The organism is Acinetobacter sp. YH01009 (assembly GCF_013420765.1).
Classification (GTDB): domain Bacteria; phylum Pseudomonadota; class Gammaproteobacteria; order Pseudomonadales; family Moraxellaceae; genus Acinetobacter; species Acinetobacter amyesii.
Genome location: NZ_VOYE01000001.1, coordinates 310273 through 337260, shown reverse-complemented (window position 1 = coordinate 337260; position 26988 = coordinate 310273). Strand labels below are relative to the sequence as shown.

Annotated in this window: 25 protein-coding genes, 1 other RNA gene and 2 pseudogenes; 12 read left to right on the top strand and 16 right to left on the bottom strand. The window is 39.8% G+C overall.

The window, feature by feature from the left end; genetic code table 11:
• Positions 1–17 precede the first annotated feature (17 nt).
• A complete protein-coding gene (locus FTT76_RS01690) occupies positions 18–587 on the top strand; it encodes a PilZ domain-containing protein (RefSeq protein WP_078190390.1) in 570 nt (189 codons plus the stop codon).
• Here FTT76_RS01690 and FTT76_RS01685 read toward each other — a convergent pair.
• Positions 584–1495 (bottom strand): DMT family transporter, encoded by a 912-nt coding sequence (locus FTT76_RS01685; RefSeq protein WP_180008946.1) that lies wholly within the window; start codon positions 1493–1495, stop codon positions 584–586. The two genes, FTT76_RS01690 and FTT76_RS01685, sit on opposite strands and share 4 nt — an antisense overlap.
• A gap of 4 nt (positions 1496–1499) precedes the next feature.
• Entirely contained in the window at positions 1500–1988 is a 489-nt protein-coding gene (locus FTT76_RS01680) for a YaiI/YqxD family protein (protein WP_372491130.1), read from the bottom strand.
• A gap of 266 nt (positions 1989–2254) precedes the next feature.
• Here FTT76_RS01680 and FTT76_RS01675 point away from each other — a divergent pair, with 266 nt between their 5' ends.
• Positions 2255–3187: a hypothetical protein gene (locus tag FTT76_RS01675; protein ID WP_168378073.1), complete on the top strand. Its 933-nt coding sequence runs from the start codon at positions 2255–2257 to the stop codon at positions 3185–3187.
• 284 nt (positions 3188–3471) lie between these two features.
• On the opposite strand, the gene FTT76_RS01670 is transcribed toward FTT76_RS01675, so the two are convergent.
• From FTT76_RS01670 to FTT76_RS01655, 4 genes are read right to left on the bottom strand one after another with little or no spacing between them, the layout of a single operon-like run.
• Positions 3472–4344 carry an alpha/beta hydrolase gene (locus FTT76_RS01670; protein WP_180008944.1) on the bottom strand — a complete coding sequence of 291 codons (873 nt, stop codon included), beginning with the start codon at positions 4342–4344 and terminating at the stop codon, positions 3472–3474.
• Between the two features lie 25 nt (positions 4345–4369).
• On the bottom strand, positions 4370–5068 hold the full coding sequence (locus FTT76_RS01665; RefSeq protein ID WP_078192932.1) for a BON domain-containing protein: 699 nt from the start codon (positions 5066–5068) through the stop codon (positions 4370–4372).
• A gap of 60 nt (positions 5069–5128) precedes the next feature.
• Positions 5129–5536 carry a YraN family protein gene (locus FTT76_RS01660; RefSeq protein ID WP_180008963.1) on the bottom strand — a complete coding sequence of 136 codons (408 nt, stop codon included), beginning with the start codon at positions 5534–5536 and terminating at the stop codon, positions 5129–5131.
• 46 nt (positions 5537–5582) lie between these two features.
• Positions 5583–6527, bottom strand: coding sequence for a penicillin-binding protein activator (locus FTT76_RS01655; RefSeq protein WP_180189962.1), 945 nt, complete (start codon positions 6525–6527; stop codon positions 5583–5585).
• Positions 6528–6537: 10 nt separating this feature from the next.
• On the opposite strand from FTT76_RS01655, the gene rsmI reads away from it, so the two are divergent.
• Together rsmI and FTT76_RS01645 are read left to right on the top strand one after the other, a co-directional pair.
• A complete protein-coding gene (rsmI, locus tag FTT76_RS01650; protein WP_078189168.1) occupies positions 6538–7380 on the top strand; it encodes a 16S rRNA (cytidine(1402)-2'-O)-methyltransferase in 843 nt (280 codons plus the stop codon).
• Between the two features lie 101 nt (positions 7381–7481).
• The gene (locus tag FTT76_RS01645) at positions 7482–7904 is read left to right on the top strand and encodes a hypothetical protein (protein ID WP_180008940.1); all 423 of its coding nucleotides are present in this window, start codon (positions 7482–7484) and stop codon (positions 7902–7904) included.
• A 134-nt stretch (positions 7905–8038) separates the two neighbouring features.
• Here the strand turns inward: FTT76_RS01645 and FTT76_RS01640 are convergent, their stop codons facing one another.
• From FTT76_RS01640 to FTT76_RS01615, 6 genes are all read right to left on the bottom strand, one after another.
• The gene (locus tag FTT76_RS01640) at positions 8039–8287 is read right to left on the bottom strand and encodes a hypothetical protein (protein ID WP_078189169.1); all 249 of its coding nucleotides are present in this window, start codon (positions 8285–8287) and stop codon (positions 8039–8041) included.
• Positions 8288–8461: 174 nt separating this feature from the next.
• Positions 8462–9706: an FAD-dependent monooxygenase gene (locus tag FTT76_RS01635; RefSeq protein ID WP_180008938.1), complete on the bottom strand. Its 1245-nt coding sequence runs from the start codon at positions 9704–9706 to the stop codon at positions 8462–8464.
• Positions 9703–10911, bottom strand: coding sequence for a 2-octaprenyl-6-methoxyphenyl hydroxylase (ubiH, locus tag FTT76_RS01630; RefSeq protein WP_180008936.1), 1209 nt, complete (start codon positions 10909–10911; stop codon positions 9703–9705). Before ubiH ends, FTT76_RS01635 begins: the two co-directional genes overlap by 4 nt.
• 382 nt (positions 10912–11293) lie before the next feature.
• Complete coding sequence (locus FTT76_RS01625; protein WP_180008934.1) at positions 11294–12469, bottom strand: tetratricopeptide repeat protein; 1176 nt, start codon at positions 12467–12469, stop codon at positions 11294–11296.
• Between the two features lie 190 nt (positions 12470–12659).
• Positions 12660–13994 carry a Xaa-Pro aminopeptidase gene (pepP, locus tag FTT76_RS01620; protein ID WP_180008932.1) on the bottom strand — a complete coding sequence of 445 codons (1335 nt, stop codon included), beginning with the start codon at positions 13992–13994 and terminating at the stop codon, positions 12660–12662.
• A 102-nt stretch (positions 13995–14096) separates the two neighbouring features.
• On the bottom strand, positions 14097–14714 hold the full coding sequence (locus FTT76_RS01615; protein WP_180008931.1) for a UPF0149 family protein: 618 nt from the start codon (positions 14712–14714) through the stop codon (positions 14097–14099).
• Between the two features lie 64 nt (positions 14715–14778).
• Between FTT76_RS01615 and FTT76_RS01610 the strand changes: the two genes are divergently transcribed.
• From FTT76_RS01610 to ssrS, 3 genes are all read left to right on the top strand, one after another.
• Positions 14779–15330, top strand: a complete 552-nt coding sequence (locus tag FTT76_RS01610) for a hypothetical protein (protein ID WP_180008929.1) — start codon at positions 14779–14781, stop codon at positions 15328–15330.
• Between the two features lie 2 nt (positions 15331–15332).
• Complete coding sequence (locus FTT76_RS01605; protein ID WP_168378082.1) at positions 15333–15620, top strand: cell division protein ZapA; 288 nt, start codon at positions 15333–15335, stop codon at positions 15618–15620.
• 99 nt (positions 15621–15719) lie between these two features.
• A non-coding RNA gene (gene ssrS / locus FTT76_RS01600) (6S RNA) lies at positions 15720–15902 on the top strand.
• 472 nt (positions 15903–16374) lie between these two features.
• Here ssrS and FTT76_RS01595 read toward each other — a convergent pair.
• Positions 16375–16839 (bottom strand): hypothetical protein, encoded by a 465-nt coding sequence (locus FTT76_RS01595; RefSeq protein ID WP_168378083.1) that lies wholly within the window; start codon positions 16837–16839, stop codon positions 16375–16377.
• 90 nt (positions 16840–16929) lie between these two features.
• Positions 16930–18126, bottom strand: a complete 1197-nt coding sequence (locus FTT76_RS01590) for a YncE family protein (protein WP_257224684.1) — start codon at positions 18124–18126, stop codon at positions 16930–16932.
• A gap of 329 nt (positions 18127–18455) precedes the next feature.
• On the opposite strand from FTT76_RS01590, the pseudogene FTT76_RS17785 reads away from it, so the two are divergent.
• Positions 18456–18557, top strand: a pseudogene (locus FTT76_RS17785) (IS5/IS1182 family transposase); the annotation flags it as partial.
• Positions 18558–18645: 88 nt separating this feature from the next.
• Here the strand turns inward: FTT76_RS17785 and FTT76_RS01585 are convergent.
• On the bottom strand, positions 18646–20250 hold the full coding sequence (locus FTT76_RS01585; protein WP_168378085.1) for an isocitrate lyase: 1605 nt from the start codon (positions 20248–20250) through the stop codon (positions 18646–18648).
• A 683-nt stretch (positions 20251–20933) separates the two neighbouring features.
• Between FTT76_RS01585 and FTT76_RS01580 the strand changes: the two genes are divergently transcribed.
• The 3 genes and pseudogenes from FTT76_RS01580 to FTT76_RS01570 all read left to right on the top strand — a co-directional run bounded on the left by FTT76_RS01580 (position 20934) and on the right by FTT76_RS01570 (position 25326).
• Positions 20934–21926, top strand: coding sequence for a LysR family transcriptional regulator (locus tag FTT76_RS01580; RefSeq protein ID WP_078191331.1), 993 nt, complete (start codon positions 20934–20936; stop codon positions 21924–21926).
• Positions 21927–22055: 129 nt separating this feature from the next.
• Positions 22056–23384 (top strand): hemolysin family protein, encoded by a 1329-nt coding sequence (locus tag FTT76_RS01575; protein ID WP_180008926.1) that lies wholly within the window; start codon positions 22056–22058, stop codon positions 23382–23384.
• Positions 23385–23983: 599 nt separating this feature from the next.
• Positions 23984–25326 (top strand): annotated as a pseudogene (locus tag FTT76_RS01570) (CitMHS family transporter).
• Positions 25327–25419: 93 nt separating this feature from the next.
• On the opposite strand, the gene FTT76_RS01565 reads toward FTT76_RS01570, so the two are convergent.
• Entirely contained in the window at positions 25420–25926 is a 507-nt protein-coding gene (locus tag FTT76_RS01565) for a hypothetical protein (RefSeq protein ID WP_078191335.1), read from the bottom strand.
• Positions 25927–26121: 195 nt separating this feature from the next.
• Between FTT76_RS01565 and FTT76_RS01560 the strand changes: the two genes are divergently transcribed.
• On the top strand, positions 26122–26856 hold the full coding sequence (locus tag FTT76_RS01560; protein ID WP_180008922.1) for a hypothetical protein: 735 nt from the start codon (positions 26122–26124) through the stop codon (positions 26854–26856).
• Positions 26857–26988: the final 132 nt, after the last annotated feature.

Sequence of the window (26988 nt, the reverse complement as noted above, 5' to 3'; positions counted from 1 at the left end):
GTCCGAGGTAATATATTATGGAAAATTTACAGCATCAAAGCGTTCAAACTGAACGCCGTGTAATGTCGCGTATCGATGCTGCTTTGCGCATCAACTATCAGATTATCTCTGATGATGTTGCACTGAATGATCCTTACGATCCTAATTTTGTATTGCCGCGCTATTTTCTACTACTTGCTGAATTAGATCAATTTGATCATGCACTCAACTACGAATTAGAACAATTAGCTGAGAAAGATCAACAAATTGCTCGAATCTTATCCTTATTTAACCAAAAGTTAAACCTTATTACGGGTTCTTTATACGACGCAATTGTACAAAGCATGTTACCAGTGCCTGAGCATGTGAATTTTTCAGAGACTGGTTTGAGCTTTTTTAGCGAACGCGCGATTAAAGAAGGTACTTATATCCATGTGACCTTAAGCCACCCTGAAAATTTCTTCCATATTGCGGCAACAGCACAAGTGGTTTATAGCCGTGAAGAAGAAAGCAACTTATATCGTACGGGTGCCTATTTTATCACACTGCTCCCTCAAGACCGGGTTAAATTGGCTGAATGCATCGCCCTGACTCAGCAGAAGCTTTAATTCGGAGCTTGTGTTTTTCGGGCAAGCTCACGACTTGCCTGTAAATCTTTGTAGAAATACACAAATAAACCGGTCAACAATACAATCGCCCCCAAGAACACCATCAAGGTCAATTTTTCATCATTTAACAGTGCCCCGAACAACATCGCGAGCATCGGTGTAAGTACCGTTGTTAATGATAAGGTTGTCGCCTTAATGTTTTGTACCAGTTTGAAATAACAAAACATTGCAATCAATGAAGCCATAATCACCGCATAAAATAAGCCGATGAGCGCTTTAGTTGAAGGCATCTGTGTCGGTGCATACTGCCAAATAAACGGTAGCATTGCAGCAGAAAATAATGTTGAGATGAGAATCGAACCTGTGGCTTGAGACATGGGCTGCAATGGCGCATTGACTTTTTTCACCCAAAAAATCGACATACAGTAGACGAATACGCTCATTAACATTAAGACGATGCCAACAGGTTGTACGTGCTGATCACTGCCCCCTAAGCAAATAATGGCTAAACCACAAACGGCAATCAACATCCCAATCCATTGCAAGCGATGCAGATAGGTATGAAAGAAGAAACGACCGATCAGACCCGTCATAATTGGTGCCAAACCAAACATCAGGGCAATAATGCCTGAGCTGAGATAGGCCGTTGCCATATAGGTAAAAATCTGAGAACCAATAAAACTAAATGCCCCCGCCAAATAACTGTGCAGGGAGGTTTTATCCATCGGCAGTTTATGTTTAAAAATAAACAATAATGCGACAGCCAAGGGTAACGCAATAAAAAAGCGTAATGTCATCGCCCAAAACGCATTGATATCACTTACACTCCAAACGATGGCAAGTGGCGTTGTCGACCAAATAAAGACCAACAACGCATAGGTCGTCGCTAGATTTGTTTTAGATGGCATGGTTTTACTTCTGCGCCGTTTTACGTTTTTGCTTTTGAATGGTTTGATCTAAGCTACTAGAAAATTCGCGCTTATCTCGTTCTGAAATCGGTGCTGGACCACCAGTTTGCACACCTGCGCCCCGTAATGTATCCATAAAGTCGCGTAAATGTAGACGAGCTTTGACATTTGCTGTGGTATAAATCTCACCGCGTGGATGTATCGCTATACCGCCCCGCTCAATCACTTCAGCAGCAAGTGGAATATCCTGTGTCATCACGATGTCGTGCTCTTTCATGCGCTGAATAATTTCTTTATCCGCGGCATCCGCCCCGCTCATGACTTGAATCGAGTTAATCCGCACCGAAGGCGTTATCCCAACATTTTGATTGGCGACAAAAGTGACTTCTAACTGGTAACGATCAGAAGCCCGAATAATTACATCACGTAAAATGCGTGGTAACGCATCTGCATCCACCCATAATTTAAATGGCAGCACTGATTTTCCATTCACTTTTAAACATGACTCATAGTAACAAATCTACATGACAATTTGGGGATCTGCATCCGCTGAATGGATCTACATTTCTCTAATCATGAGAATCGAAAAGCTGCAAATTGACTCCAACTTGGGCTTATTTTCCAATGCTTTTACATTTAAATCCTACTGAAAACATTTTTTATGCATGATTTCATGATAAATATGACGTCGGTGACTTGAAAATTTCAAATAACCCTCGATTTATTAATTATGAAACCAACCCAATATCAATTGTGCATATGAAAAAACAAAATAGCCCTGAAATTATCACTATTGAAGATCAAACTTTTGGTAGTCATGTTGAACATTGGAATTTGCTTACAGGCAACCCGACAACGGATGTACCAGTTTGGCTGGGTCAGGCATTGGATGCACCCATTATGCCGATGGGCTTATGCGCACAAGAATCTGATATGGATCAAAGTACCTGGCTGATTCAAGGTCCATCACAAGCGTCGATTCAACTGTGCCAAGTGATTGCGGTAGAAAATAATAAACCTAAAGCCGTTAAAACTGCATTTCCAAGTTTTGATAGCCCATATAAAACCAAAGCCACCATTGAACGTATTATTACCTGTAAATCCAATACGCAAGCTGTGCTTTGCCTCGACTTAGGCGCAAATACCAGTGTGTATGCTTTTGATAGTTTATATAGCGTCAATCACGACCAATATGAAAAAGATGCAAGCTACAGTGTGCAACTCAATGCTTGGGCCTATGAACTTGAAGCTGTCGCTGAACATGAACAGCTCGTCGTTGACGATCCTGCATCGATAAAACATCATCGTGCTTTAAACGATATCTTGACAGCAAATAATGGTGTTGCCCCTGCAGACTTACACGAACAGATTAAAGCGTGGCAACCGAAGTCTGAAGATGACAAAGCACCAGTCACCGTCGATTTTTCTAAAATGGTTGCATACCTATATGGTGAAAATCTTGGCCAAGAAGACGAAGCTTGGTTCCAAGGGCATATTGTTGGCAAAACTGCCATGCAATTTAAAGAGCAAGACTATACGCTGTATGATGTGACCTTAATCCACGAAGAAAACCAAGAAGCGGTGATTGTTCGTGTTGCAACACGAAATCCGGCGCATAAAGATTTCAATGTTGGGCAATATATTCGTGGCAACCTGTGGATACAAGCCAATATTTACGCGAAATCTGCCTAATTGGAATTCAAATCTAAGAAGAAAAAAACCACCAAAATATGGTGGTTTTTTTATTACTTAAATTAGTATTTAACGTCAAACACTAAACTTCTTTCATAAATCAATTTTAAATCAATACTTAATTCACAAAAATATTCCCTCTCCTTTTCAAGGATGAGCATAATTACGCGCAAGAAGGAGAGGATTTATATGAAAAATTTCCCTCATCTTAGAGGAAGAAGGGCTTTCAGTATTAATCTTGCTACGAATTAATGATCATTTTTTTGACTTATGAAAGCTATCTACTAGCGTGGACTAATTTCATCGAGTACACGCATGATTTCAGCTTTGGTTTTAAAGAAGCGACTAAATAAACTCGAAACTGAACCAATCATCGTGATGTGCCCAACACGTGGGATTTGAATCAACTGACTGTGGTTGCCTGAGGCTTTTAATCGACGATCTAAATCTTCACTATTGCTATAGCCAACGATATTGTCTTTATCCGCAGTAAATAGATAATGCTTCACTTGATTGTGCTCAACAAAATAATACGGCATCACTTGTTGATACGGTACATTTTGATCAAAGGCATCTGCACAAATCGGATCACCTTTATAATCAAAATGATATGGCCCTGCCAATCCCACAATTGCACGAATATTCTCTTTCACTTGTAGCTGATAAGGCGTCGGATGATACAGTGCAGACATGACATTAAATGCCCCTGCCGAATGTCCCATTAACACCACATTTTCCACTTCAATCTGCAACTTATGCTGAGACTGCGTCAAATAGTTTAATGCAAGGCTAAGATCATCAATTGAAGCCGGAAAAATATATTCAGGTGCGAGATGGTAATTAATGACAGCAACATCGAAGCCTTCTTTGGCAAAAGCTTCACCAATGAATCCATAGTCCTTTTTGTCACCATGCATCCACGCCCCACCATGTACAAACACGATGAGTGGACGTTGCTGACGAGGTGCTGACGTGCGATACAAATCTAGGCGATGGCGCGCTTTTAGACCATAAGGGATATTGTTTTGAACATGATATCCTTGTTTGGGTGTCAGTCGATTTAATGCATAACTGCCAAAATCATATAACCGAAAATTTCGGTATAAAGATTTAGCCAAATCCATTTTTTGCTGAAGCCGCAGAGACCATTGATTCATATTTTACAGCATCATTTCCGACATTTTATTGAGCATTTGGATCGACAGCATCCGGATCTATCGCTACAGGCGTTTGTACTTCAGGTTGCACATTGCCTACAGCAGGTGTGGTGTAACTTGAGTTAATTGAACGTGCCTGTGGATTTGGGTTCTGATCAATATTATCGATTAAAGTGACAATTCGCGTTACATTACCCACTTGTTGCAAGATTTGATTTAAGTCTGTGATTTCCGCACTGTTTAAACGGCCCATCACATAAAGAACAGCATCTTCAGTATGAATGTGTACTTTGCTGTCAGATACCACAGGCGCTTTCATAATCAAACCACGGGTATTCGCAGTAACCGCAGTATCTTGCATGATGGTGCTATAGCTGATCTGATTACCCACTGTAATATAGTTATGTACAGTTTTGACATCACTCATTGAACGGACATTTTCTTCTGCCAATTCTTTTAAATGATTATCTGGCACTTGCCCAGTCAATAAGACATTGCCATGAAAACTTTCAATATTGACACGTGACTGTTTAAAACGAGTATCTAATTTATATAAGTTAATTTTTGCTGTTCGAACAATGGAAGAGTCAATAAAAACTTGTCCCAATGAGCGTGCGCCGCTTTCAGTTCCTACAGGTGCTGATCCTGTTCCATTCGAAATAAAACTCGCACAGCCAGATAAACTTGCGACACAAAGCATCGTTATTGCAATACGCTTAACCACTCAGCACGACTCCTCAAATTTCCACACGTATTTTTCTATGCGTTTACACAGTTTGTTTTATCAGAGATTAATCAACTCTTGATCAAAAGTAAAAGCATTTTCAATCCATTGCTGATGATACGGGTATTTAGAAAAGTCTTGCTGTAGTGTTTTTGCAAAGTGTTGATAAAAATCAAAACAAATTGCATCAAAGCGACAATAATAATTTTGAAAATGTGACTGTTCATTTAAAAAATTCAACGCAGTCTTCATCATCTTACGTTGTTTGTGAATTGAGATACTTTCGATGGCTTGGGCATAGCGGGTATTCGAACGGGCTTTAACTTCAATAAACACCAATTCTTGACCACGTGCAACGATCAAATCAATTTCACCATAACGACTATGATAATTCTGTTGCACCTGTACATAGCCTTGCTGCTTAACCAAACGCAGCGCTTGCCGTTCTGCCCACTGCCCCAGATTCATCTGTCCCAAATTCATCTGCTCTAAGTTTAGCTGCATCGTTTCATCCCTAAAGTGAGATCGCCACGATGCCTTTTTTACTTCGCTCATAGCAGTGAGGAACACGCTGAATATTATTTTGACTAATTTTGATTAGCCCTGTTCGCCCCTGAAACTCAATGCTTTTTAATTTCGGTTCTTGCAAATATTGTTTTGCGATATGCCATGTGTCTCCGCCAAAAGCTAAAAGACGTTGATATGGCATATCTACTGGGTTTTCCTCATAAGCTCGGATCAGGTCAGGCCAACGCGCGTCATGCAATGCAGGTGCATCACAAAATTTCAGCCCTACAGGAATGGGCTTTGTGGCTTCAATCGCATTGGCGACGCTATATAGTTTTGCTTTAGGTAGTTTTTTTTGACTGTTTAACCATTCATTATTGCCCAGCAACAGCACCCCTTGATTTTTGTCCAGCTTCGTTGGGAGTTGTTCAACCACTTGAATCGGCACTGAACTTTGACTAATTAAGGACATGAGTAGTAATTCATGTTCTGCCTCTGTTGCAGGCTGACGTAACACTAACACTTGCGCTAGTTTGTCTTTTTCGAAGACTTTTTGGAGTGCTAAAGCATCATCACGTTTTGATAGACTGTACTGCCAGACGTTTGGAATTTGGCTCGTCGTTTCATTTAAAGCCAACACGCGGACTTTAGGCTTTGCTTTTACAAGTGCTTCTACATCTTGACGTGCTAAAGGACCAATCACCAATTGAGTTTTTTTATTGACCTGTTGCTTCAATATCGCTGCAATTTGCTTTTGATTTGAATCTACAAACTTAATGGGCACTTTGTAGTCTGACGATTGATATGCGCTATTGAAACCTTGCTTAATACTGGATGCGGCTCGCGCCATAGGGCCAGATTCAGGTAGAATGACCAAGACGTCTGCCTGTGCAGCAGTAAACAGACTGCTTAAAAGGCAAAGACCCAAAATTTTGTTCTTATTATCCAACATGGAGAAACCTATGAGTGCTCAGTTATTTGTTGTTGCAACTCCAATCGGGCACTTAGATGATATTAGTTATCGTGCAATTGAGGTATTGAAGTCGGTTAAAATTATTGCCGCCGAGGATACACGAACTTCCGCACAATTACTTAAACATTTTAGTATCAATACACCTTTAACCGCCTGCCACGACCATAACGAAAGTAACAAAATAGACCAGCTGATTGAACGCCTCGAAAAGGGTGAAAATATGGCGCTAATCAGTGATGCAGGCACGCCATTGATCAGTGATCCTGGCTTTAAATTGGTTCGAGCTGCACAAGAAAAAAATATTCGTGTCATTCCTGTGCCAGGTGCCTGTGCTGCCATTGCTGCTCTCAGTGCTGTCGGCCTACCCAGTGACCGTTTTAGTTTCGAAGGCTTTTTACCTTCTAAACAGTCACAACGTCTTTTAGCATTGGAAAAACTGAAAGACGAAACTCAAACCATGATTATTTATGAAGCGCCGCACCGTATTGTGGATTGCCTAAAAGATATGTCGAATGTCTTTGGTGCAGATCGTCCTGTGGGCTTTGCACGTGAAATTACCAAAACATTTGAAACTATTAAAAAAATGTCTTTGGGTGAATTGGTTCATTTTGTCGAATCTGATCACAATCAGCAAAAAGGCGAAATCGTTTTGGTGATTGGTGGTGCGACCGAAGAAAAAGACCTAGAGCAAGAAAAGTTAGACAAATTGCTAACACGTTTACTTCAAGATTTGTCCGTTAAAGCTGCCTCTCAATTGGCTGCAGATTTAACTGGGATTAAAAAGAAAGTGGCCTATCAACGTGCTTTAGAGTTAACCCAAGCGAACGATTAAGCTTAATTTTTTCTTTTAATTTAAACCGCTTATGGAACCTACGGGTTCCATAAGCTATTCCTTACAATAATTTAAATAGAATGAAAAAAGTTGCTTATAACATGTCCATAAATCTGTCTGTCAAAAAACCGCTGGTGTTCATTCTCTTTAATCTGGTTTGGCTCACGGCCCTTGTACATATTATTTTTACTGGCATTCAACCCTATCCGCACTATATTAGTGGCGAGCAAATGACGGCCGATCATAGCGCGATTGCGATGGTCTGTGGATATTGTTCCCTCTATTTTGTAGTCGGTAATTTACTGAAACTGAGCCAATTTTGGGATAGGCATCGCTATTGGGCTTATGTCGTTTTGAGTGCGGTATTACTTTTTCAATCTTTTGTCGCTGCTGTGGCGGCCATGCATGCACCGCCGTATATTGCTGCATTTATTATTAATTGTATGTTTTTGCTTTTACTGCATTTTGTGTTCTATCCTATTTACGCGATCAGTCGTAAATATATGAAGCCAAAGACGGCTTGAAGCGATTTCACATCTTATTAACGACTTAACTTCTTGAGCAAACATGCTACAGAGTTAAGAACTGAATGACATGCATCCTCGCACAAGCGAATGAAGCAAAAAAAAACACCACATGACGTGGTGTTTTTTCATTTTTAATCTTTTGCCGATTCGTCTGGAGGGACTTCGGTAATACGACCACCACGCGCTAAGAACGCAGCAACTTCATCTTCAAGCGCCTGACGTTGTTTTAGTTTTGCAGTCACTGTTAATGTTTCAGCTTCAGAGGTGTCACCATCAGAGGCAGAATCAGCTGCGTCACCTGCACCTTTTTCAGCTGCTTGTGCTTCATCTTCATCAACTACTGAATCTTCTGGATCATCATAATCGTTCATATCAGTCATTGTGTTCTCCCCGCGAATGACTTCTGTTTGCCAGCGAATGGCTGGTTTTAAATTAACAGAAATTTAGCAATCTCTGAGCATTTCGACTAGTACCCACAATCAAAAAATCGTATCTTTTTTAATCAAAATCGTAACCTTGTTTATACGACTGTCTAAAAAATATCTGACTTTGACCTAAGCTGCGTAGATTGTATCTTTTAAAATACTCAGACCATTGGCTTGAGCCATAAATGCATCTTTAAGAACAGTCTGATTTTCCACTTGTTTTAAACCAAAGTTTCGCGCCCACACCACAGGAGAAAAAGTTGTAGTTTCTAACCAACCAATTGCGGACATACTATGCATCATGGCATCGTTTTGCCCTTTACGGCGGTGCTCATAGCGCTTCAAACTTTGTTCATGTGCCCACACACCCCGTTTTTTATCGGTCAAAAGCACATCGCAAAGTACTGCTGCATCTAAACAGCCAATATTCACGCCTTGTCCTGCAAGCGGATGAATCACATGGGCCGCATCTCCAATCAGCGCCAGACCATCATGAACGTATTGCTGTGCAGCTCGTGCCTTCAATGGAAATTTAGCACGTGGCGTTGCTTCTAAGACCTCGCCGAGCATGTGATGGCTTTCTCGAGTGAGCAACGCAGTAAATTCCACATCGGATAAAGCGACATATTCATCGGCATAATCATCTGGTAAGGTCCACACAATGGATTGCCAATAACCGCTTTCTTCTTTTTTCAGACTCGCCATCGGCAAAAATGCCAAAGGCCCAGTTTCTAAGAAAATTTGACGCGCTACATGCTGATGCGGTTGGGCGGTTTTAATTGCACAGCTCACACCCGCCTGTTTATAGTCCAAGACATCTAGATCGATGAAAGCTTGTTCTCGGACAAATGAGTTTGCACCATCTGCTCCAACCACCAGTTTTGTTTTGAGCTGGGTACCATCTGCGAGGTGAATGATCCATACACCAACGCCACGCTCAACTCGACTTACCTTGACTTGGGTTCGGTAGTCTTCGAGTTGTTCTAGCATTTTTTCTTGAATAGCTAAATTCAAAACACTTGGTTCAACCATTGAACCTAAAGCTTGCTCAACTGATGGCGTTTGCTCTGTAGCATGGCCAAAATTGATTTCGCCATAGCCATTTTTATTCCACACCTGCATGCCTGTATAAGGCTGCTGACGAGCAAGCTTTTCCCAAACACCCACGGTCTTGAGTAAATGAATAGTGGCTTGACTGAGCGCCAAAACTCGAGGATTCGCAATACTTTTGGTTTTTTCTGCATCCAATATAGGTGCCGCATCCAATACCGTAGCCTGCACACCGCCCTGCGCCAATAACAATGCCGTTAAACCACCGACCAAGCCACCGCCGACAATCACAGCATCCAGTACATCTGTTTGATTGAAACTCATGCTTTTAGCCCCATTGCATAATTCGCGACCAAAGGCTTGATCCCCGGAATGGTGTCAAAGGCAACTAATCCTGTATTGCGAATGAGTTTTAAAATTGGATTCTGGTTGCTAAAACCACGTACAACTGAATCACAGAATTTAATCACCCGCTGCTGATCGGTCAGGCGCGATTTTTCATAATCCAGCAACATAGCTGCATCACCCAAATCTGCACCTTGGGTACTTTGCTCTGTTAAATAACGGTGCAGTACATAGGCATCACGCATACATAAGTTAAAACCCTGACCCGCCACTGGATGAATGGTATGTGCAGCATTGCCCATCAGCACTACACGGCCGACAGCTTGTTTTTCTGCAAGCACTTGGGATAATGGGAAGCTGAAACGTTTACCCGTTTTTTGGAATTTACCTGCACGGTCGCCATAGGTTTCTTGTAAGGCATCTAAGAAGTGCTGATCATTTTCATCACCCATCCACTCGCCTTCAGTTCCTTTAGGAACAGGCCAAACCACTGAGCGGCGGTATTCACCCGGAAGTGGCAATAGCGCTAACGGGCCAAGTGGACTAAAGCGCTCGAAACCGACATGAGCATGCGGTTTAGAGGTTTGCACCGTAGTGACAATCGCCACTTGGTCATAGTCATGTTCTGATGCGCCAACGCCTAGGGCTTTGCGGCAGAATGAATCACGGCCATCTGCGGCAATCACGATTTTAGATTGTAGTTTGAGCTGTTCTTCAGCACGCTGTGCTTCTATATATGCAAAGTCTGCATCTTGCGTCAGTGAAGTCACTTGTACGCCATCAATTAATTCGATTAATGGTTGTTTTTTGACTTCTGTGAGCAACACACGACCGAGCCATGCATTTTCAATGACTTGTCCAAAGCTTTCGACTTTTTCTTGTTCTGCTTTTAGTCGTGCCTTACCAAAACTGCCTTGCTCTGTAATATTCACCTCTAAAATAGGCGTGGCATGTTCTTGCAAAGCATCCCACAGACCAAGTTCTTGATAAATCTGCACCGTACGGCGTGACAAGGCGCTGTTTCGCGCATCAAAACTAGAGTGATAAGGCGCAAGGTTTGCATCATCATAATTTGGGTATTTAATGGCTTCTAAAAGTTTTACGCCAATTTTGGCTTTGGCCAACATGAGTGCCAGACTTAAACCGACCATACCACCACCGACAATGATGACTTCTTGCTGCATGCTTACTTCCTTTTTTATCAAGTATTCGAATTTAGGAAATTCACTCGAAATACATATAATCTGTAATGGATTTTATCTTACATCAAGGGCATGATTTTTTATAATGAAATACAAATTTGTTGCGGGTATTTGCACTGAATAAATACAAAATAAATCATCTCTCGCCGTAAATATTCATCTCAAAAAATAGCGAATCACTTAAAATCACAATAAAAATGACTGAGCCGATTAAATTTCCGGCTCAACCACAGATCATTTTAATTTCAAGCATCAGCTTCCTCATTCAAATGATTCACATCGCCCTTCATAAAAAGTGCCTTGTTATTCTGCCTAACTGATGTTACGCAGTAACATCAGTAATTTAAATAAGGTGCTTAGGAAGTTAAGCATTAAAATACTGGATTAATTTCTGTAATCGAATTTCTGCATCTTGATTAAAAGCATTCGCCGCTTGGTGATACCAGCGCTTTGCTATCTTTAAGTCTAGATTTACACCATTACCCAGCTCATACATTAAACCAATTTTATAGGGGGCAATTGCACAGCCTTGTTTTGCCGATTGCTTGTACAAGTTCATAGCTAGATTATAATCTTGATCAAGAATTTCGCCCTTTTCATATATTTCAGCAAGGGCCGTTCTTGCGTTTATATTTCCCTTTTCCACTGACTGATTCAGTAGATCTAAAGCAATATGAACCTCTGTTTTACATGGTTTTTTGAACAACAGCGCTGCTAACTTCAGCATCGCCGCATCATCCCCTTGATCAACCGCTTTTTGATACCATCCTTGTGCTGTTAAATCATTTTTTTCGACGCCGCATCCCATTTCATACATTTCACCCAATTTAATTTGGGCTGCAATATCCCCTCTTGATGCTAAACTTAAATAATCATCATAAGTACGCTGATTGTTATACTTAAACTTTATTTTCTTTACTGGATTATAATCACTATCAAAGATTTCAAAACCGACATAGATTTTAAAGAGTTCAATCAATAACAGCCGAACCAATTGAGTATGATAAATTAAATGATCCTTTTCGCTAAAATAATAATATTGATAATAGCTTTCCAAATCTTCATTGATCTCTTCTTTTAAACTGTTTAAATCAGTCATCCATTTTTTTTGAATTTTGCCATTTTCAACATATTCGTATAAATATCTTGTTGAAAAGTTTAACCATTCTTTTTCAAAATCTTGTATTTGCCTATCCATGTAAAGTTCATCTTCTTCCGCTTGAATGACACATCTAATTTCTGCACCCTCTTTATAAAACGCATAGCTATAGCTTGAATTTGTGTCTGCAAAATCAAAGAATATCATCCATTTAATCGGTAACCCACTGCTCAGCAAGCTGCTCCATTTTTCAGGTTCAGTAAAAGCAAAATGCGCTAATCCGGCACTATTGATACAAACAACATGATCCGTCAGCCACTCTATATCTAATGCAGATTTTGAGTTTTCTTCAAAATAAACCAGCCAATCATTTACCAGTCTTTCTATATCCTGTTGATTGCCATTAAAGGGAATAACCACCCCAGCTTTTCTAACGCCCATAATTATGATTAAAATAAAAAATTTATACGATTAATTTTAAAAGACTTATATCTAATTTTTGTAAAAACTTAACATCAGAAAATCAACTACATTGCTAATTAACATTGTCTGTATGATTAGTATTTATATGACTGCTTATAGATAAAAAAAAGCCGATCATCTGACCGGCTTTTTTAAATACTGTATAAACTTAAGCGGCTTTCGCTTTCGCCATCAGCGCTTCAATCTCTTCTACAGATTTCACCACTGCAGCGGTTAAAACACGTGGACCATTTTGAGTTGCTACAACATCATCTTCAATACGGATACCAATACCACGCCATTTTTCATCAACAGTTTCATCATCTGGCGCAATATAAAGCCCCGGCTCAACAGTCACGACCATACCTTCTTCATAGGCACGCCATTCACCGTCTTGTTTATATGAACCAACGTCATGCACGTCCATACCGAGCCAGTGGCCTGTGCCATGCATATAGAACTGACGATAACCTTCTTTTGCGATGATTTCGTCAATATCTCCCTGCATGATGCCCAAATCAAGCAAACCTTGAACTAAAATACGCACTGCAACGTTATGCGGTTCTTTATACGAGTTGCCGATACGCACAGCATCAATCGCCGCAATTTGCGAATCGAGCACGACATTATAAAGTGCTTTTTGTTCAGGGCTGAATTTACCGTTAACAGGGAAAGTACGGGTAATGTCTGAGGCATACAGTTGATATTCACACGCTGCATCAATCAGTACCAAATCACCATCTTTCAATTCTTTGTCATTTTCCACATAGTGCAAAATACAGCCATTTTCACCACCACCAACGATGCTGTTATAGGACGGTACACAGCCATTTATACCAAAGACATAATTCAGTTCTGCTTCTAGTGCATATTCCATCATGCCCGGTTTGACTGTTTGCATGGCGCGGGTATGCGCTTCTGCTGAAATATCCGAAGCAATCTGCATCAATTCGAGTTCATCATCAGACTTATGCAAACGCATTTCATCGATAATGCGATCCAATTGAATGACTTGTGCCGGCGCACTTGCACCCTTACGTGATTCACCGCTTGCAGCTGCAATCCACTGCGCCACACGGGCATCAAAATCTGCTTGCTGCCCGATACGGTAAAATAATTTATCTTTATTTTGTAATTTTTCTAAAATTTCTTCGTCTAATAAATCGATAGCAAAGGCTTCATCCGCGTCATAGTCATCAATCGCGCCATCAATACCCGCACGGTAACCATTCCAAATTTCCATTTCACGGTCACGTTCACGGCAGAACAAACTATAGCTATAACCTTCTTCTTCGCTATCAAAGGTTTCAATCACTGCAACCGCTTCAGGTTCAGCAAAACCTGTTAAATAAAAGAAACTACTATCAGCACGGAATTTATAGTCGGCATCACGGTTTCGCATGGCTTCTTTGCTCGTGGCAATAATTGCGATACTGCGTAAGCCCATTTCACCTGCAAGGATGTCACGACGTTCCTGAAAATCTGCTTGAGTTAATTTCTTCATTGATATGCTTCTTATACGCTTGGACTATGATTGATTTAATAGGATGATGAACTCCTTAGATAGAGCCCATCATCTATTAATTATTAATGCAAAAAGAATGCCTTAACTTGGACGGTGTGGGGTGAACATTTCAACCACATTGCCCGCTTGAGCCAATGAATTTTTAGCGCTCAGTTGTAGCAACGGTGTTTCTGAAACATCAACTTTGGTACGTCCCATCGACAGACTCACTGGGATTAAACGAACAAATTCGTATAATTCCTGATAGCTTTCTTCACCTTCTTCATCATCATCTGAATCTTCAAATTCTACTGAAGCAACATCTTGTAAATGCTCAATCAATTCTTGTTCATTGGTACGCAGATGTCCTGCCGCTAAACCAAAACCAAGAACCACACCTGCACACCAGTCTGCCAAGGCTTGCACACGTTCACCAAGTAAGTGATCATCATCTGGTAATAAAGGAAGATAGTCGAGTTCATCATCTGAAAGTGAATGAGCAACATCTTCTGCTTCTTCAGTTAACAATGCCAATGCATCTTCATCTAATTCAGCTACATCAAGTGTTGCTAAAATTTGTTGCCACTCTTCACGACTCGGTGGTTGTGACACACAAACTATACCAGTGAGTAAACCATGTAACTCACTTGGGCTTGAAATTTCTTCAATTTTAGAAAAATTGTGGGACCAATCTGACCAACCTGAAATATCGTCTTGCATTCGCTTATCCAATCTCTATACTTCGTATATATTACCTTTGTTTGCAAGACTGTGCGACTACGTTATGTTAGAAGAATTACAGCGTCTCCAAGCGCATATTAGCGTTTTAAAAACGCGACTGGCGCAATTTGAAAGCGAAAATGGTGCCTTACATGATGAGAAAAACTCATCAAATGAGCAGCATCATGCTCAAATTGTACATAAGAACGGCATTATCACCTCGAAACAAGAAGAAATTGAAACACTGAATGAGCAATTAACTGATTCACGTGCTCAACTTCAACAGCTCAATACTGATGCAACTGCTTTGGCTGACCGATACAGCCGCCTCGAAAAAAGCTGTACTGATCTAAAAAATCGTTTTCAGGAAATTTTGGCAGAGCGTAATGAGTTACGTATCGTCAAAGAAAAAATGCAAAATGAACAACGTCATGCTCAGCAAGAAATTCAAGGTTTAAAGCAAGAACGTGAACGTCTGCTACAAAAAAATGAACATGCCAAGGCCAAAGTTGAAGCGATTATTCAACGTTTAGCAATTTTAGGTACTGCTCAAGATCAACATGCACAAGAAATTCAACAATTGGCACATCCGACTGAAAGTAATGAGGAAGTTTGATCATGAGTGAACAAATTGCAGTTGATTTAAAAGTTCTAGGTCATAGTTTCCGTTTAGCAACGACTTCTGACCAACAAGCAGATTTAGAACGTGCAGCGCAGCTGCTGAATGACAAATACGATGAATTTCGTCGTAAAGCGCCACGTATGGAACCAAGCAAGTTGATCATTATGGTCGCACTTGAGTTAATGCAAGAAGTCCTGTCGATGAATAAGAGTTTGCAAGAATATGCAAACTGCGAACTTTTGTTGCAAAATATTTTGGAACAAGTGGAAGAATTGACTGATTAATCGGTGGTTTAGTGATTATACTTTGCCCGATTGCTTCATTTTAAACACTTTGTCAGCGTTTGGTGATTTGCCAATAACGCTGAATTCGTTATACTGAGTACATCTCTGAGGTGTTCGCCAGCTAGGTCTAATCCCCTGCCGATACTTAAACTTATGGATGTATTCTGTATATTCTGAGCGTATGCCCTCCTCGTGTGGGAAACCCAGCGAGTGTACGTCGCGTCCACCTTGAACTCATCGGGTTCAGGGTCACGACATTTGCAGCGGCATCTTCGGAGTGTTTATCTTCCAAGTCATTAAATGAATTTTCAGCATTCAACTCAATTCAAAAATATTCTAAAAAATTCACTATTCTATTTCTGCGCTATTCGACTCCTGTTCTTTTCTTAAAAACTGATGTTACGCACATAAAAGTAATTTCGTATTTTTAAAATAATTTTAAGCCTATTCGACGGAGTCTTACATCTAAGGATTAAATAAAGAGATTAGCCTTCGGCTGGAGATACTTTTGTTTCGGCAAAAGTACCCAAAACCATTGTCATCCGCAAAACTCGTTCACTACCGTCAAATTATTCAAAGCATCACAAAAACATTTTTGATTAGAAGTAGTCCTGTCTTAAACACTTGCGGATGACGTTACCGCGTATCGTTGTTTTATTTGAAGCAAATTGCGCTTTGATGTTACTGCGTAACATCAGTTAAAAATTTTTATTCAAGTTTGTTCACCTTCAAAAGCTGATTTAATCCGCCTTATTCAATTTTTGAGTTGTTCCAATTTAGCTTGCTGCCCATCTAAAAATCGATCCATTTCGGGAAGTATTTGGCGTAAATATTGAATAGATGAAATAGCTTCATCCACGTTCACGACGCCTTTTTCAACCAATCTGTATTGCTGCTCGAGTAAAGCGAGTACTTGATTTTGATTCGGCTGCTGCCCCTGACTCATCTGTGTGTTTATTTGCTGAAATTGTTGAAATACCTGTTCACGTTGCTGTAATAACTGGGTGTGCGTTTCATTATCTTGTCTTTCTTGTTTGGGTTTGGAACTTGAATGCTGTAAAACATTTTCCGTGGTTTGATCTGAATGTGTTTCGGACACTTTTTGTTGATCTAAAGGTAGCTGTTCATGAACCTCCTGCTGCCGTGGTTTTAAAAACTGAATCATCAACCATAAAATTAAACTAAACGTCAAACCTAAAACAATCCATTTTTTATTCATGATGCAGTCTCTAGACACCTTCTGATATTTAAAAAATTCAGAGCCGATTTGACTCTGAATTTACCTTTTTATTTAATTTTATCTAAATTATTAGTTGCCCCATCCTGCTGGCGCATAACCCAAACGAACACGCTGTGGGTGATTGCCAACTGGAACTGTGATGACTTTTTCACCTGTCGCGAAATCAATCACTGTTACTGCATCTGTCGCACTTTCAGAAATTACACAGCGTTTTCCATCTGGGCTTTGCGTTGCCCAATACGGTTTACCTGCAGCAATCAATTTCGCCGCGGTCAAAGTTTTACGATCTACTATAGTGGCATAATCATCCATGGTTCCTGCGACACACAGTTTTTCACCATCACCACTGATTGAAAGCCCATGATGGCGTGAGTCATTCACCCATTTGGTGCGATCTGAGGGAATCGTTGTACTTCCCGGAAGCTGTGCAATGCGCGTGACTTTGTCTTGATTGAGATCATATTCGACCAGACCATTAAAAAATGAGACCTGAGCATAGATTTTGGATTCATCTTTACTAAATACAATCGGTCGAACTGAGTTAGACAGATCTTTTCGTCCCACGGCATCTAAAGCAGGTCTAAAATCGATTTTTTTAAGGACTTTATAATTTTGAGCATCTGCGATCGTGATATAGCGTTTGCCTTTAGTAAAATCTTGCCAAGATGCATCCATGGCTGTTTCGACATTTCCAATGGCTGAATTTAGAATTTTAGTACCGTTGGCAAAATAGATATTTTCATGTGGTTTATCGCCCGTCGCAAAACGTCCTAATTCTTTGCCCGTGTTGATATCGAGTACATGTACAACATTCCCTGAAGATGCTGAAACAGCAACTTGTTGCCCATCGGGTGAAACCGCCATATGGTCTGCTCGAAATCCTTCAACGGGTGTGCGCCAATTGATTTTCCCCGTTGCAATGTTAATCGAGACTACATCTGCATAACTTGGGCGTGATGCAACCACCGATTTGCCATCTGGTGTGGAATACATGTCATCGACCAATTGATCATTTCCCTCTCCTGCCGTATTACGAATATAGCTATAAGCGATTAATTTTACTGGGTTGATGTAAATTTCAGTGAGGCGTTGTTTTTTGTCGGGCACCATATTGATGACACCAACTTTCTGATAGTTTTTTGCAGGATTGATCACTGTAACCGTACCATCCCAATTATTGCCGACAAAAAAGACTTGCTGGCTATTGGGTGGAACGGGTGCAGTGGTTGTCGCTGCGAAAATAAGTGGCGACACCGTAACTGTCATACAAAGAAGTGTCCTGATCCAGAGATTTTTTTCCATTTTTATTGTCCATTCATTTGTTTTTATGCATACCTTTTGACCAAAGCCATCAGATAAGTGTCGCTTTTTTAGCGCAAAGAAAGCTTATTAAATATACAAGTGTAGATATAGCGTATTTGTTTTAATTCCGATGAGTTGTTGATTAAAGGCGCACAAACCTGCCACTAAAGGCTTCTTCAATAATGTAATACTCTATCTCTGCTCCATTCCACCACTTTTCTTTGCTTCAAATATTTCATTCAAATCTTTTCAATTTCAAAAGCTTATTTAAGAGTTGTCCCAGTTTGGCTTGCTATCTATCCAAAAAAACAATCCAGAATACATTTGCAAGACTCAAGCAGAACTATGAAAAATCAGTTGCCTTAGCTTACATATTTATTTGGCTGTCATTATGAAATATCAACAGAACCTAAATTCAACACGATTTTAAGGCCATAAAAAAACCCAGCTTTCGCTGGGCTTTTTTTCGAATCAGTTCAATGCTTAGTGAGCAGCGAATTGGTTCATTGTGTTTTTCGCATCGTCACCCGCTTTAAGCGCGTTGTCACCAGCGAAGATTTCTTTGTGGTCGTCACCGATGTCAGAACCAGCCATTGCTTGGTGTTTAACACAAGAAATCGTACCGCGGATTTCTTTACGTTGAACGCCAGCTACATAAGCAAGCATACCTTGGTCGCCGAAGTAACCTTGAGCAAGCTCGTGAGTAGAAAGAGCAGCTGTATGGTAAGTCGGAAGTGTGATCAAGTGATGGAACACGCCCGCTTCACGAGAAGCATCAGCTTGGAACGTACGAACTTTTTCGTCAGCTTCAGCAGCTAATTCAGAGTTATCGTATTCAGCGCTCATTAGTTTAGCACGGTCGTAAGCAGAAACGTCTTTACCTTCAGCAACCCAACGGTCGTAAGCTTGTTGACGGAAGTTTAAAGTCCAGTTGAATGAAGGCGAGTTGTTATAAACAAGTTTCGCATTTGGAACTGTTTCTTTAACACGGTTAACCATGTGAGCGATTTCTTCAACGTTTGGAGTCGCAGTTTCGATCCAAAGAAGGTCAGCACCATTTTGAAGGCTAGATACACAGTCAAGTACAACGCGGTCAATTTGCGTGTCTGGACGGAACTGGTACAAGCCAGAAGCAAGACGTTTTGGACGGTGAAGTTTACCGTTACGCTTGATTAGGATTTCGTCTTCTTGAGCTTCTGAAATGTCAATTTCAGTTGTGTCTAAGTAGCTGATGTATTGAGAAGCGATGTCGCCTGGCTCTTTAACCACTGGGATTTTTTGAGTCAAGTCAGCGCCTTCAGAGTCAGTACGAGCAACGATGATACCGTCATCAAGACCCATTTCTAAGAATGCATAGCGAAGAGCGTGGATTTTCGCGATGAAGTCTTCGTGTGGAACTGTAACTTTACCAGCTTGGTGACCACATTGTTTAGCGTCAGATACTTGGTTTTCGATTTGAAGTGCACAAGCACCCGCTTCGATCATTTTCTTAGCTAGTAAGTAAGTCGCTTCTTCGTTACCGAAACCAGCGTCGATGTCAGCAATAATTGGCACAACGTGAGTTTGGAAACCGTCGATTTGAGCAGTGATTTCAGCAGCTTTAGCAGTATCACCAGCTTCGTTTGCTTTTTTAAGCGCACGGAACAAGTCGTTTAATTCTTTCGCGTCAGCTTGACGTAGGAAAGTGTAGATTTCTTCGATCAATGCAGGTACTGAAGTTTTTTCGTGCATAGATTGGTCAGGAAGTGGACCGAATTCTGAACGAAGAGCTGCAACCATCCAACCTGAAAGGTAGATATAGCGACGTTCAGTTGTACCGAAGTATTTTTTGTTCGCAATCATTTTTTGTTGTGCGATGAAACCGTGCCAGCAACCTAATGATTGAGTGTATTTGCTAGAATCAGCATCATAAGCAGCCATATCACGACGCATAATAGCAGCTGTATATTTCGCAATGTCTAAACCAGTTTTGAAACGGTTTTGCATTTGCATACGTGCAGCATCTTCTGGGCTAATATCGCGCCAAGTGCTTCCGAATTTTGCTTTTAATTCACGGATTGCATCAATCGCTGTTAAGTATGTAGACATGATATGTTCCTGTAATAATATTAGGATTTTTCTGCAACGTAAGGCTAAAATCATACCCTCGAATGATTGTTCAGATTTAGAACATTTCGTTGCGATAGACACAGAGTAGATTGACTAAAAAAATTAATCCAATATTCTGCATTAATTTTCAGTATTTATTTAAAAAATATGTAGATTAAAGTCGTATTATAATAATTAACCAATATTTTTAAGTATTTGTATTTAAATTATTTTATTAATAAATTTGGCTGATTTTTTTGTCTATTTTTCAAACATTTTGATGAATTATTCTTCATTAGACTTAAGTCGACTGAGCATTCACTTTTAAAAAAAACAGCATTTTTTACGCCATTTTTGCCCAAATTCACCAAGCTAAATACTTGGTTATTCTGTCTTCAAATGATCATGTAAATGAGATATTTCATCTAATTTTTTTGTTTTATGAACATCACATCGCATAAACAAAATTGCTCCGTATTTTTATTTCACTCACTTAAAAATATCGGTCTAAACAGATAATAAGTATTTAAGAAATATGTGCTGGCACTTCAGCAAATTTGTCTTAAAACTGCCGAATTTTAGTACAAAAGTACACGTCATTTTTTCATCCATTTTTTACACAAGCCTTAGTAGTTATGGCATAATCAGATAAATTTCATGATTTTATTGTCGGTATTTATTTTATGAATCTGGAGCGGGTCGATCTCAATCTATTAATTTATCTTGATGTACTTCTTCGTGAAAAAAACGTGACTCGTGCTGCCGAGCAACTGGGTGTAACTCAGCCTGCGATGAGTAATATTTTACGTCGTTTACGCAACTTATTTAATGATCCACTTCTTATTCGTTCTTCAGAAGGTATGACACCTACAGAACGTGCGCTTGAATTACAGCCACGTATCCGTGATGCTCTCTCTGACCTTTCGATGATTTTGGAACCTCGTACCGAGTTCCGACCTTACACTTCAAATCGTGTCTTCCGCATCATGACGTCAGATTATGCTGAAGCAACACTAGTGCCGCGCCTAGTAAAAGCTTTGCGCTCAGAAGCACCCAATGTGGTTCTGGATTTTTTAACGCCTAGTGATGTGTCTTATCGAGATATGGAACAAGGTAAAGTCGACTTGGCGATTAACCGCTTTAATGAAATTCCGCAAAGTTTCCACCAAGTTTTGGTCTGGCGTGACAGTTTTTCATGCCTTTTAAATGCCAAGCACCCTGCTGCAAATAATTTAAACCTGAAAAGCTATCTAGATGCACAACACATTTGGGTATCTAAAACAGGTATGGGTGTCGGTTTTGGTGTCAATCCTGAAAAACAAGCGGGTCTAGGTTGGATTGATCAAGCCTTAGAACGTATTGGCCAAAAACGTAAAATTTCAGTTTTCACCCGTCATTATCAAATGCCAGGCTTATTGGCCTCGAATGTTGACTTGGTTGCGACTCTGCCAAGCCGTATTGCTCGCCTTCAAGCCAAAAGTCAAAACCTGTTACTTCGCGATCCACCATTCTATATTCCTGAATTTGAATTAAAAATGGCGTGGTGTCCTTTACTTCATCATCACCCTGCTCATCGCTGGTTGCGTCAACTTATTTTGTATGTTGCACGTCAAATGATTGAAGAAGAAAACCGCGAATACTTAATGAATAACTCTCAGTTTTCACAGTATCAGTAATTAACTCTTTAATTCCTTATTAATTCAAACGTATACTGTCACTATATAGGTAGTAGTTAAGACTACTACCTTGCCCATTTTTGTGTTAGAAATACAGAAAAATAGAATGAATCACAAACAGGTGTATTCGTGAGCCTTTTCCAAAATATTGTCATTATTATTCTCCTGATCGTCGGTGCGGGTTTTCTATCCTTAACAGAAATTGCCCTTGCGGGTGCACGAAAAGTAAAGCTTAAAATTTTGGCTGAATCTGGAGATTCACGTGCACAACGTGTGCTTGACTTACAAGCCAACTCAGCAGACTTTTTCGCCGCATCACAAATTGGCTTAAATGCCGTGGCAATTCTTGGCGGTATTTTGGGTGAAGGTGCATTTCGTCCTTATTTCATAACCTTAGTGACCCGTTTTTATCAGGGCCCGTGGACTGAAACCATAGGATTCACCCTGTCGTTTACTTTAGTCACCTCCTTATTCATTCTATTTGCTGATTTGATGCCAAAACGTTTGGCGATGATCGCACCTGAAAAAATCGCCGTTGCTGTTGTAGACCCGATTCAAATCTTCATTAAAGTGTGTAAACCAATGGCATGGGTGATTAATGCCATTGCCAATTTGTTGTTTCGTTTATTCAAAGTGAATACAACACGTGATGACAATATTACCTTTGACGATATTTCAGCCGTGATGGATGCCGGTGCTCAAGCTGGTGTACTACAAAAGCAAGAACACCACTTTATTGAAAACGTATTTGAACTGGAAGAACGTAATGTCCCTTCAAGTATGACTACACGTGAAAATGTGGTGTACTTTACCCTAAAAGAATCAGAAGCCAGTATTCGTCAAAAACTCGCAGAATTTCCGTATTCGAAGTTTTTGGTCTGTAGTGAAAATATTGATGACGTGATTGGTTATGTAGATGCCAAAGATATTTTGGTTCGTATCTTGAACAATCAGTCACTTTTACAACTCAACGAAAATACCATTCGTAATGTCCTCACGATTCCAGATACTTTAACACTGTCCGAATTACTCGATCGTTTCCGTTCAACCAAAGAAAAATTTGCCGTAGTAATTAACGAATATGCGTTGGTTGTCGGCGTTATTACCCTCTCCGACATTATGATTACCGTGATGGGCGACTGGGTAACACCGATTGAAGCAGAACAACAAATTATTAAACGTGATGCGGATTCTTGGCTTATCGATGGCAGTACACCAATCGAAGATTTAAAGCATGCCCTCGCTTTAGATGAAATGCCCGATGAAGAAAACTATGAAACCCTTGCGGGCTTTATGATGTTTAAACTGCGTAAAATTCCACGTCCAGCGGACTTTGTTACTTATCATGGCTACAAATTTGAAGTAGTGGATGTAGACCACTTTAAAATTGACCAATTATTAGTGACTCGCTTAAAGCCGGCTGAGACTGAACTTGATATACCAGAAGAATCGGATTAATTCGATTCTTCTTTTTCTAAAACAATAAAATAAAAATACGATGGAATACGAAGATGTCTTTTTCACTTAAAGCTATTTTGACTTGCTTTAGTTTTTATACTGGGGCTTATCTAATCTATTATTTTTTCAAAGCTCATCCACAACCTTTATTTCTATTGCTCGGTGTTGCACTGATCGTCACTGCTTGGTTTTTAACGCCTTATCCTTATGAACGCGGCAGACAACATTTTGACGAAACTATGCGTTTTGGTCTGTTTTTTTATAATCCCTTAATTTTTTGGTTCCGATTTTTTAGTTGGCCGATTCGGACGCTACTGTCTATTTTTGCATAAGCGTACTTGTTGTGATCAAACTGTATCTGCACAGCACTTACAGTTCTCTACTGATGTTGAATATATGTAAACAGACCACATTTTTTGAATAAAAATTAAAATAAATCGAAAAATCTCCCTTCCTTAATACCTTCATTATTAATGACTATTTTTCATTAAAATAGTGATGCATTTCACACTTTCTCACCTTTGTTTTGACTGATGAAATTTATCTTTATGCTCTGCCCTTGGATTTAAAAACAGCTTTATATTTCAAAGGAATGAACCATGTTAACCGTACTCGGTTTGGGCATGATCTTGTGCTTTATGTATTTGATCATGTCGAAACGCTTAAGCCCACTTGTTGCACTGACTTTAATTCCCCTACTTTTTGCCTTGATTGCGTGGTTACTTGGTTTTTATTTTGACAGCTTGTCACACATACAAATAAATGAAATTGGCGACATGATGATTGAAGGTGTAAAAAAAACTTGCACCGACTGGCATCATGCTGCTTTTTGCGATTCTGTATTTTGCCATCATGATTGATACAGGTTTGTTCGACCCTTAGGTGAAATTTATTTTAAAAATGGTCAAAGGTGATCCCTTAAAAGTCGTTCTTGGAGCCATTACCCTGACGTTAATTGTCTCTTTGGATGGAGATGGTTCTACAACCTATATGATCTGTGTTGCTGCCATGCTGCCACTCTATAAGCGCTTAGGTATGAGCCCATTGATTATGGCATGTTTGATTATGCTCTCTAGCGGCATTATGAACCTTACGCCATGGGGTGGGCCTACAGCCCGCGCCGCCAGCGCACTTCATGTCGACCCAAGTGATGTTTTTGTTCCGATGGTTTTACCGATGCTATTTGCCATCGGCTGGTTGTACTTTTTGGGAACCATGTATGGCCGAATGGAAAGAAAGCGTCTGGGAATTGTCCAATTGGATATCAGCCATGGTGAAAACATTCAAATTTCAGATAATCCAGAAGCCAACCGCGCAGATCTACGTTGGTTCAATGCACTGTTAACCGTCGTTCTGATGATTTGTCTGGTTTTTAGTATTTTACCTATGCCTATTTTATTCATGGTGGCTTTGTGTATTGCGCTAGTCGTCAACTACAAAAATGTCGACTTGCAGAAAAAATTAATCGCACATCATGCAGGTAGTGCTTTAAATGTGGTCGGTATTATTTTTTGCTGCAGGTATTTTTACCGGTATTTTAGCTGGAACAGGCATGGTAGAAGCCATGTCTAAAGAACTAGTGGCAATTATCCCAGAAAGTATGGGCCCCTATTTAGCACCTATTACTGCTGTCATTAGTATGCCGATGACTTTCTTTATGTCAAATGATGCTTTCTATTTTGGGGTTTTGCCGATTCTTTCCGATGCTGCCGCTCATTATGGAATTGCACCTGTAGAAATGGCACGTGCCTCCATCGTAGGGCAACCTGTACACCTACTCTCTCCACTTGTCCCTTCGACCTATTTACTCTGTGGACTTGCGGGTATCGAGTTTGGACAACATCAGAAATTTACCATTATCTGGGCTGTAATCACGTGTTTTGTCATGTTAGCAGCAGGCCTGATCTTTGGGATGTTTCCGTTTTATTCGAGCTTAACTTAAAATTTTAAAGATAAAAAAGCACCATCAGGTGCTTTTTTATGCTTAACAATAGAACTAGCCAGTGCTTTACACTCACAGGTTCATTTGTAGTAATTAATGCTTTGAAATTAATGCTTCTAGAACTGCTTCATAATGAATGCGAATATCATCTTCTAAAATTTTATAAACATTGTCGAATTGCACCATTGGCCAGCCTTCTTTCCAAAATGGAAAAATGTTATGCAGGTCATGAGTCACCGTTGCGTCTTCACGTACAATCGCTTGTGCAACTTGCGACAATACTTGTGCAGTTTCAGCACCATCAATCGCTAAATAATCGATACCACGAACTTTCAAAATACGGATACGGTCTTTTTTGTAGCGGATTTTTTTACTTTGGCCTTCATTTAAGCCTAAAGCTAAAGTCACAGCTTCAACAAATTTATCTTCAAATGCTTGATTTAATTTTACCAAAGCTTGTTTGTGTGCTTCTTGACGACCAGCTTTTCCCCCACTACGAATCACTTCATTTGCTTCAGTATTTAAAACATCTGATTTCATCGACTGAAGAATGTCTAGAATTTCGATATCGCTTAATGTTTCAGGAGAATGATCAGTCATAAACTGCCTATAAAAACTTAATATTCAATAAGTATGTATTTTCGCATAAAAGAAGGATGAAAACTGCGACCTTCACTATAGAAATTGTGATTTCTCTTATAATGTTCAGATATACAACATGATTTAGAAAAAAATTCTGTCAAAAATATCGAAATCAACTATATTACTTTCACGCTTTAATACTAACGTCACAATATGGCTCAAAAGAAACAGGCTGCGCTTTACCTTCAACAACTGAAACAGCAATATCCAGCAGCCTTTAAACATAATTATTTATTTTATAGCCAACTGAAAACTCAAGGCATTTTAGACGAACTTAAAGAACTTATTCCTTGGGTTTTGGCGGCGATGATTTTTATTTCTTTGAGCATGAGTATTGGTCATGCAGTGCAACTGTATTTTCCAGATATGAGTGAGTTTCGCGCTCATGGTATTGCTGTACTGAGTATTATGCTGTTTTTCATGCTGGTTGTGCCCTTAGTCATCAAGCAAATCAAGCACAGTTCAATGTCCCTGTATCAAAGTTTGAAGAATACGCCGTTCAGACTTGCGATCGTGATTTTATTACAATTACTCAATATCGCCTTTTTACAAAGCACCTTTGTTCAATCTGTATTGTTCTTTTTTGCCATGAGTTTCGGCTTTGTGCGTTTTTATAAAGAAAATCTATTCAAAGGTGGAAGTAACACCCAAGAATACTATTTTCTGCAAGAGACACGTCGTATTGCTTATTGGTCGTATAAACAAATGCTTAAAGCAAAATTACGTTTGTCGCTCAGTAATCCGAATCAGGCAAATCATAAACAGTTATCTGAGCGCTTTACCCTGTTCCAAAATTTGCACATACAAATGCTGCATCAGGAAAATCAGCTATGTAAAAAGCTAAAGCACCAAAATGTTGAACATTATCTTGATGAGTTAATGAAATAAGCTGGCATTGATATAGTGCAAAAAACTTTAAATCACTGCTCAAAAAGTCATTCAATACATCGCTATTTTTGAATATTTTCAACTTATATGCATGAATTGATTGATTTTAAAACAAACACCATCAAATACTCT

What these genes read in the sequence shown, in the direction of transcription:
- FTT76_RS01655 (WP_180189962.1), bottom strand. Translation starts at nt 6,527, where the DNA reads ATGTTGGATAATAAGAACAAAATTTTGGGTCTTTGCCTTTTAAGCAGT.
- ubiH (WP_180008936.1), bottom strand. Translation starts at nt 10,911, where the DNA reads ATGCAGCAAGAAGTCATCATTGTCGGTGGTGGTATGGTCGGTTTAAGT.
- FTT76_RS01660 (WP_180008963.1), bottom strand. Translation starts at nt 5,536, where the DNA reads ATGAATCTGGGGCAGTGGGCAGAACGGCAAGCGCTGCGTTTGGTTAAG.
- FTT76_RS01580 (WP_078191331.1), top strand. Translation starts at nt 20,934, where the DNA reads ATGAATCTGGAGCGGGTCGATCTCAATCTATTAATTTATCTTGATGTA.
- FTT76_RS01610 (WP_180008929.1), top strand. Translation starts at nt 14,779, where the DNA reads ATGTTAGAAGAATTACAGCGTCTCCAAGCGCATATTAGCGTTTTAAAA.
- rsmI (WP_078189168.1), top strand. Translation starts at nt 6,538, where the DNA reads ATGAGTGCTCAGTTATTTGTTGTTGCAACTCCAATCGGGCACTTAGAT.
- FTT76_RS01565 (WP_078191335.1), bottom strand. Translation starts at nt 25,926, where the DNA reads ATGACTGATCATTCTCCTGAAACATTAAGCGATATCGAAATTCTAGAC.
- FTT76_RS01635 (WP_180008938.1), bottom strand. Translation starts at nt 9,706, where the DNA reads ATGAGTTTCAATCAAACAGATGTACTGGATGCTGTGATTGTCGGCGGT.
- FTT76_RS01690 (WP_078190390.1), top strand. Translation starts at nt 18, where the DNA reads ATGGAAAATTTACAGCATCAAAGCGTTCAAACTGAACGCCGTGTAATG.
- FTT76_RS01640 (WP_078189169.1), bottom strand. Translation starts at nt 8,287, where the DNA reads ATGACTGATATGAACGATTATGATGATCCAGAAGATTCAGTAGTTGAT.
- FTT76_RS01615 (WP_180008931.1), bottom strand. Translation starts at nt 14,714, where the DNA reads ATGCAAGACGATATTTCAGGTTGGTCAGATTGGTCCCACAATTTTTCT.
- FTT76_RS01590 (WP_257224684.1), bottom strand. Translation starts at nt 18,126, where the DNA reads ATGACAGTTACGGTGTCGCCACTTATTTTCGCAGCGACAACCACTGCA.
- FTT76_RS01605 (WP_168378082.1), top strand. Translation starts at nt 15,333, where the DNA reads ATGAGTGAACAAATTGCAGTTGATTTAAAAGTTCTAGGTCATAGTTTC.
- FTT76_RS01560 (WP_180008922.1), top strand. Translation starts at nt 26,122, where the DNA reads ATGGCTCAAAAGAAACAGGCTGCGCTTTACCTTCAACAACTGAAACAG.
- FTT76_RS01645 (WP_180008940.1), top strand. Translation starts at nt 7,482, where the DNA reads ATGTCCATAAATCTGTCTGTCAAAAAACCGCTGGTGTTCATTCTCTTT.
- FTT76_RS01625 (WP_180008934.1), bottom strand. Translation starts at nt 12,469, where the DNA reads ATGGGCGTTAGAAAAGCTGGGGTGGTTATTCCCTTTAATGGCAATCAA.
- FTT76_RS01685 (WP_180008946.1), bottom strand. Translation starts at nt 1,495, where the DNA reads ATGCCATCTAAAACAAATCTAGCGACGACCTATGCGTTGTTGGTCTTT.
- FTT76_RS01585 (WP_168378085.1), bottom strand. Translation starts at nt 20,250, where the DNA reads ATGTCTACATACTTAACAGCGATTGATGCAATCCGTGAATTAAAAGCA.
- FTT76_RS01670 (WP_180008944.1), bottom strand. Translation starts at nt 4,344, where the DNA reads ATGAATCAATGGTCTCTGCGGCTTCAGCAAAAAATGGATTTGGCTAAA.
- pepP (WP_180008932.1), bottom strand. Translation starts at nt 13,994, where the DNA reads ATGAAGAAATTAACTCAAGCAGATTTTCAGGAACGTCGTGACATCCTT.
- FTT76_RS01675 (WP_168378073.1), top strand. Translation starts at nt 2,255, where the DNA reads ATGAAAAAACAAAATAGCCCTGAAATTATCACTATTGAAGATCAAACT.
- FTT76_RS01595 (WP_168378083.1), bottom strand. Translation starts at nt 16,839, where the DNA reads ATGAATAAAAAATGGATTGTTTTAGGTTTGACGTTTAGTTTAATTTTA.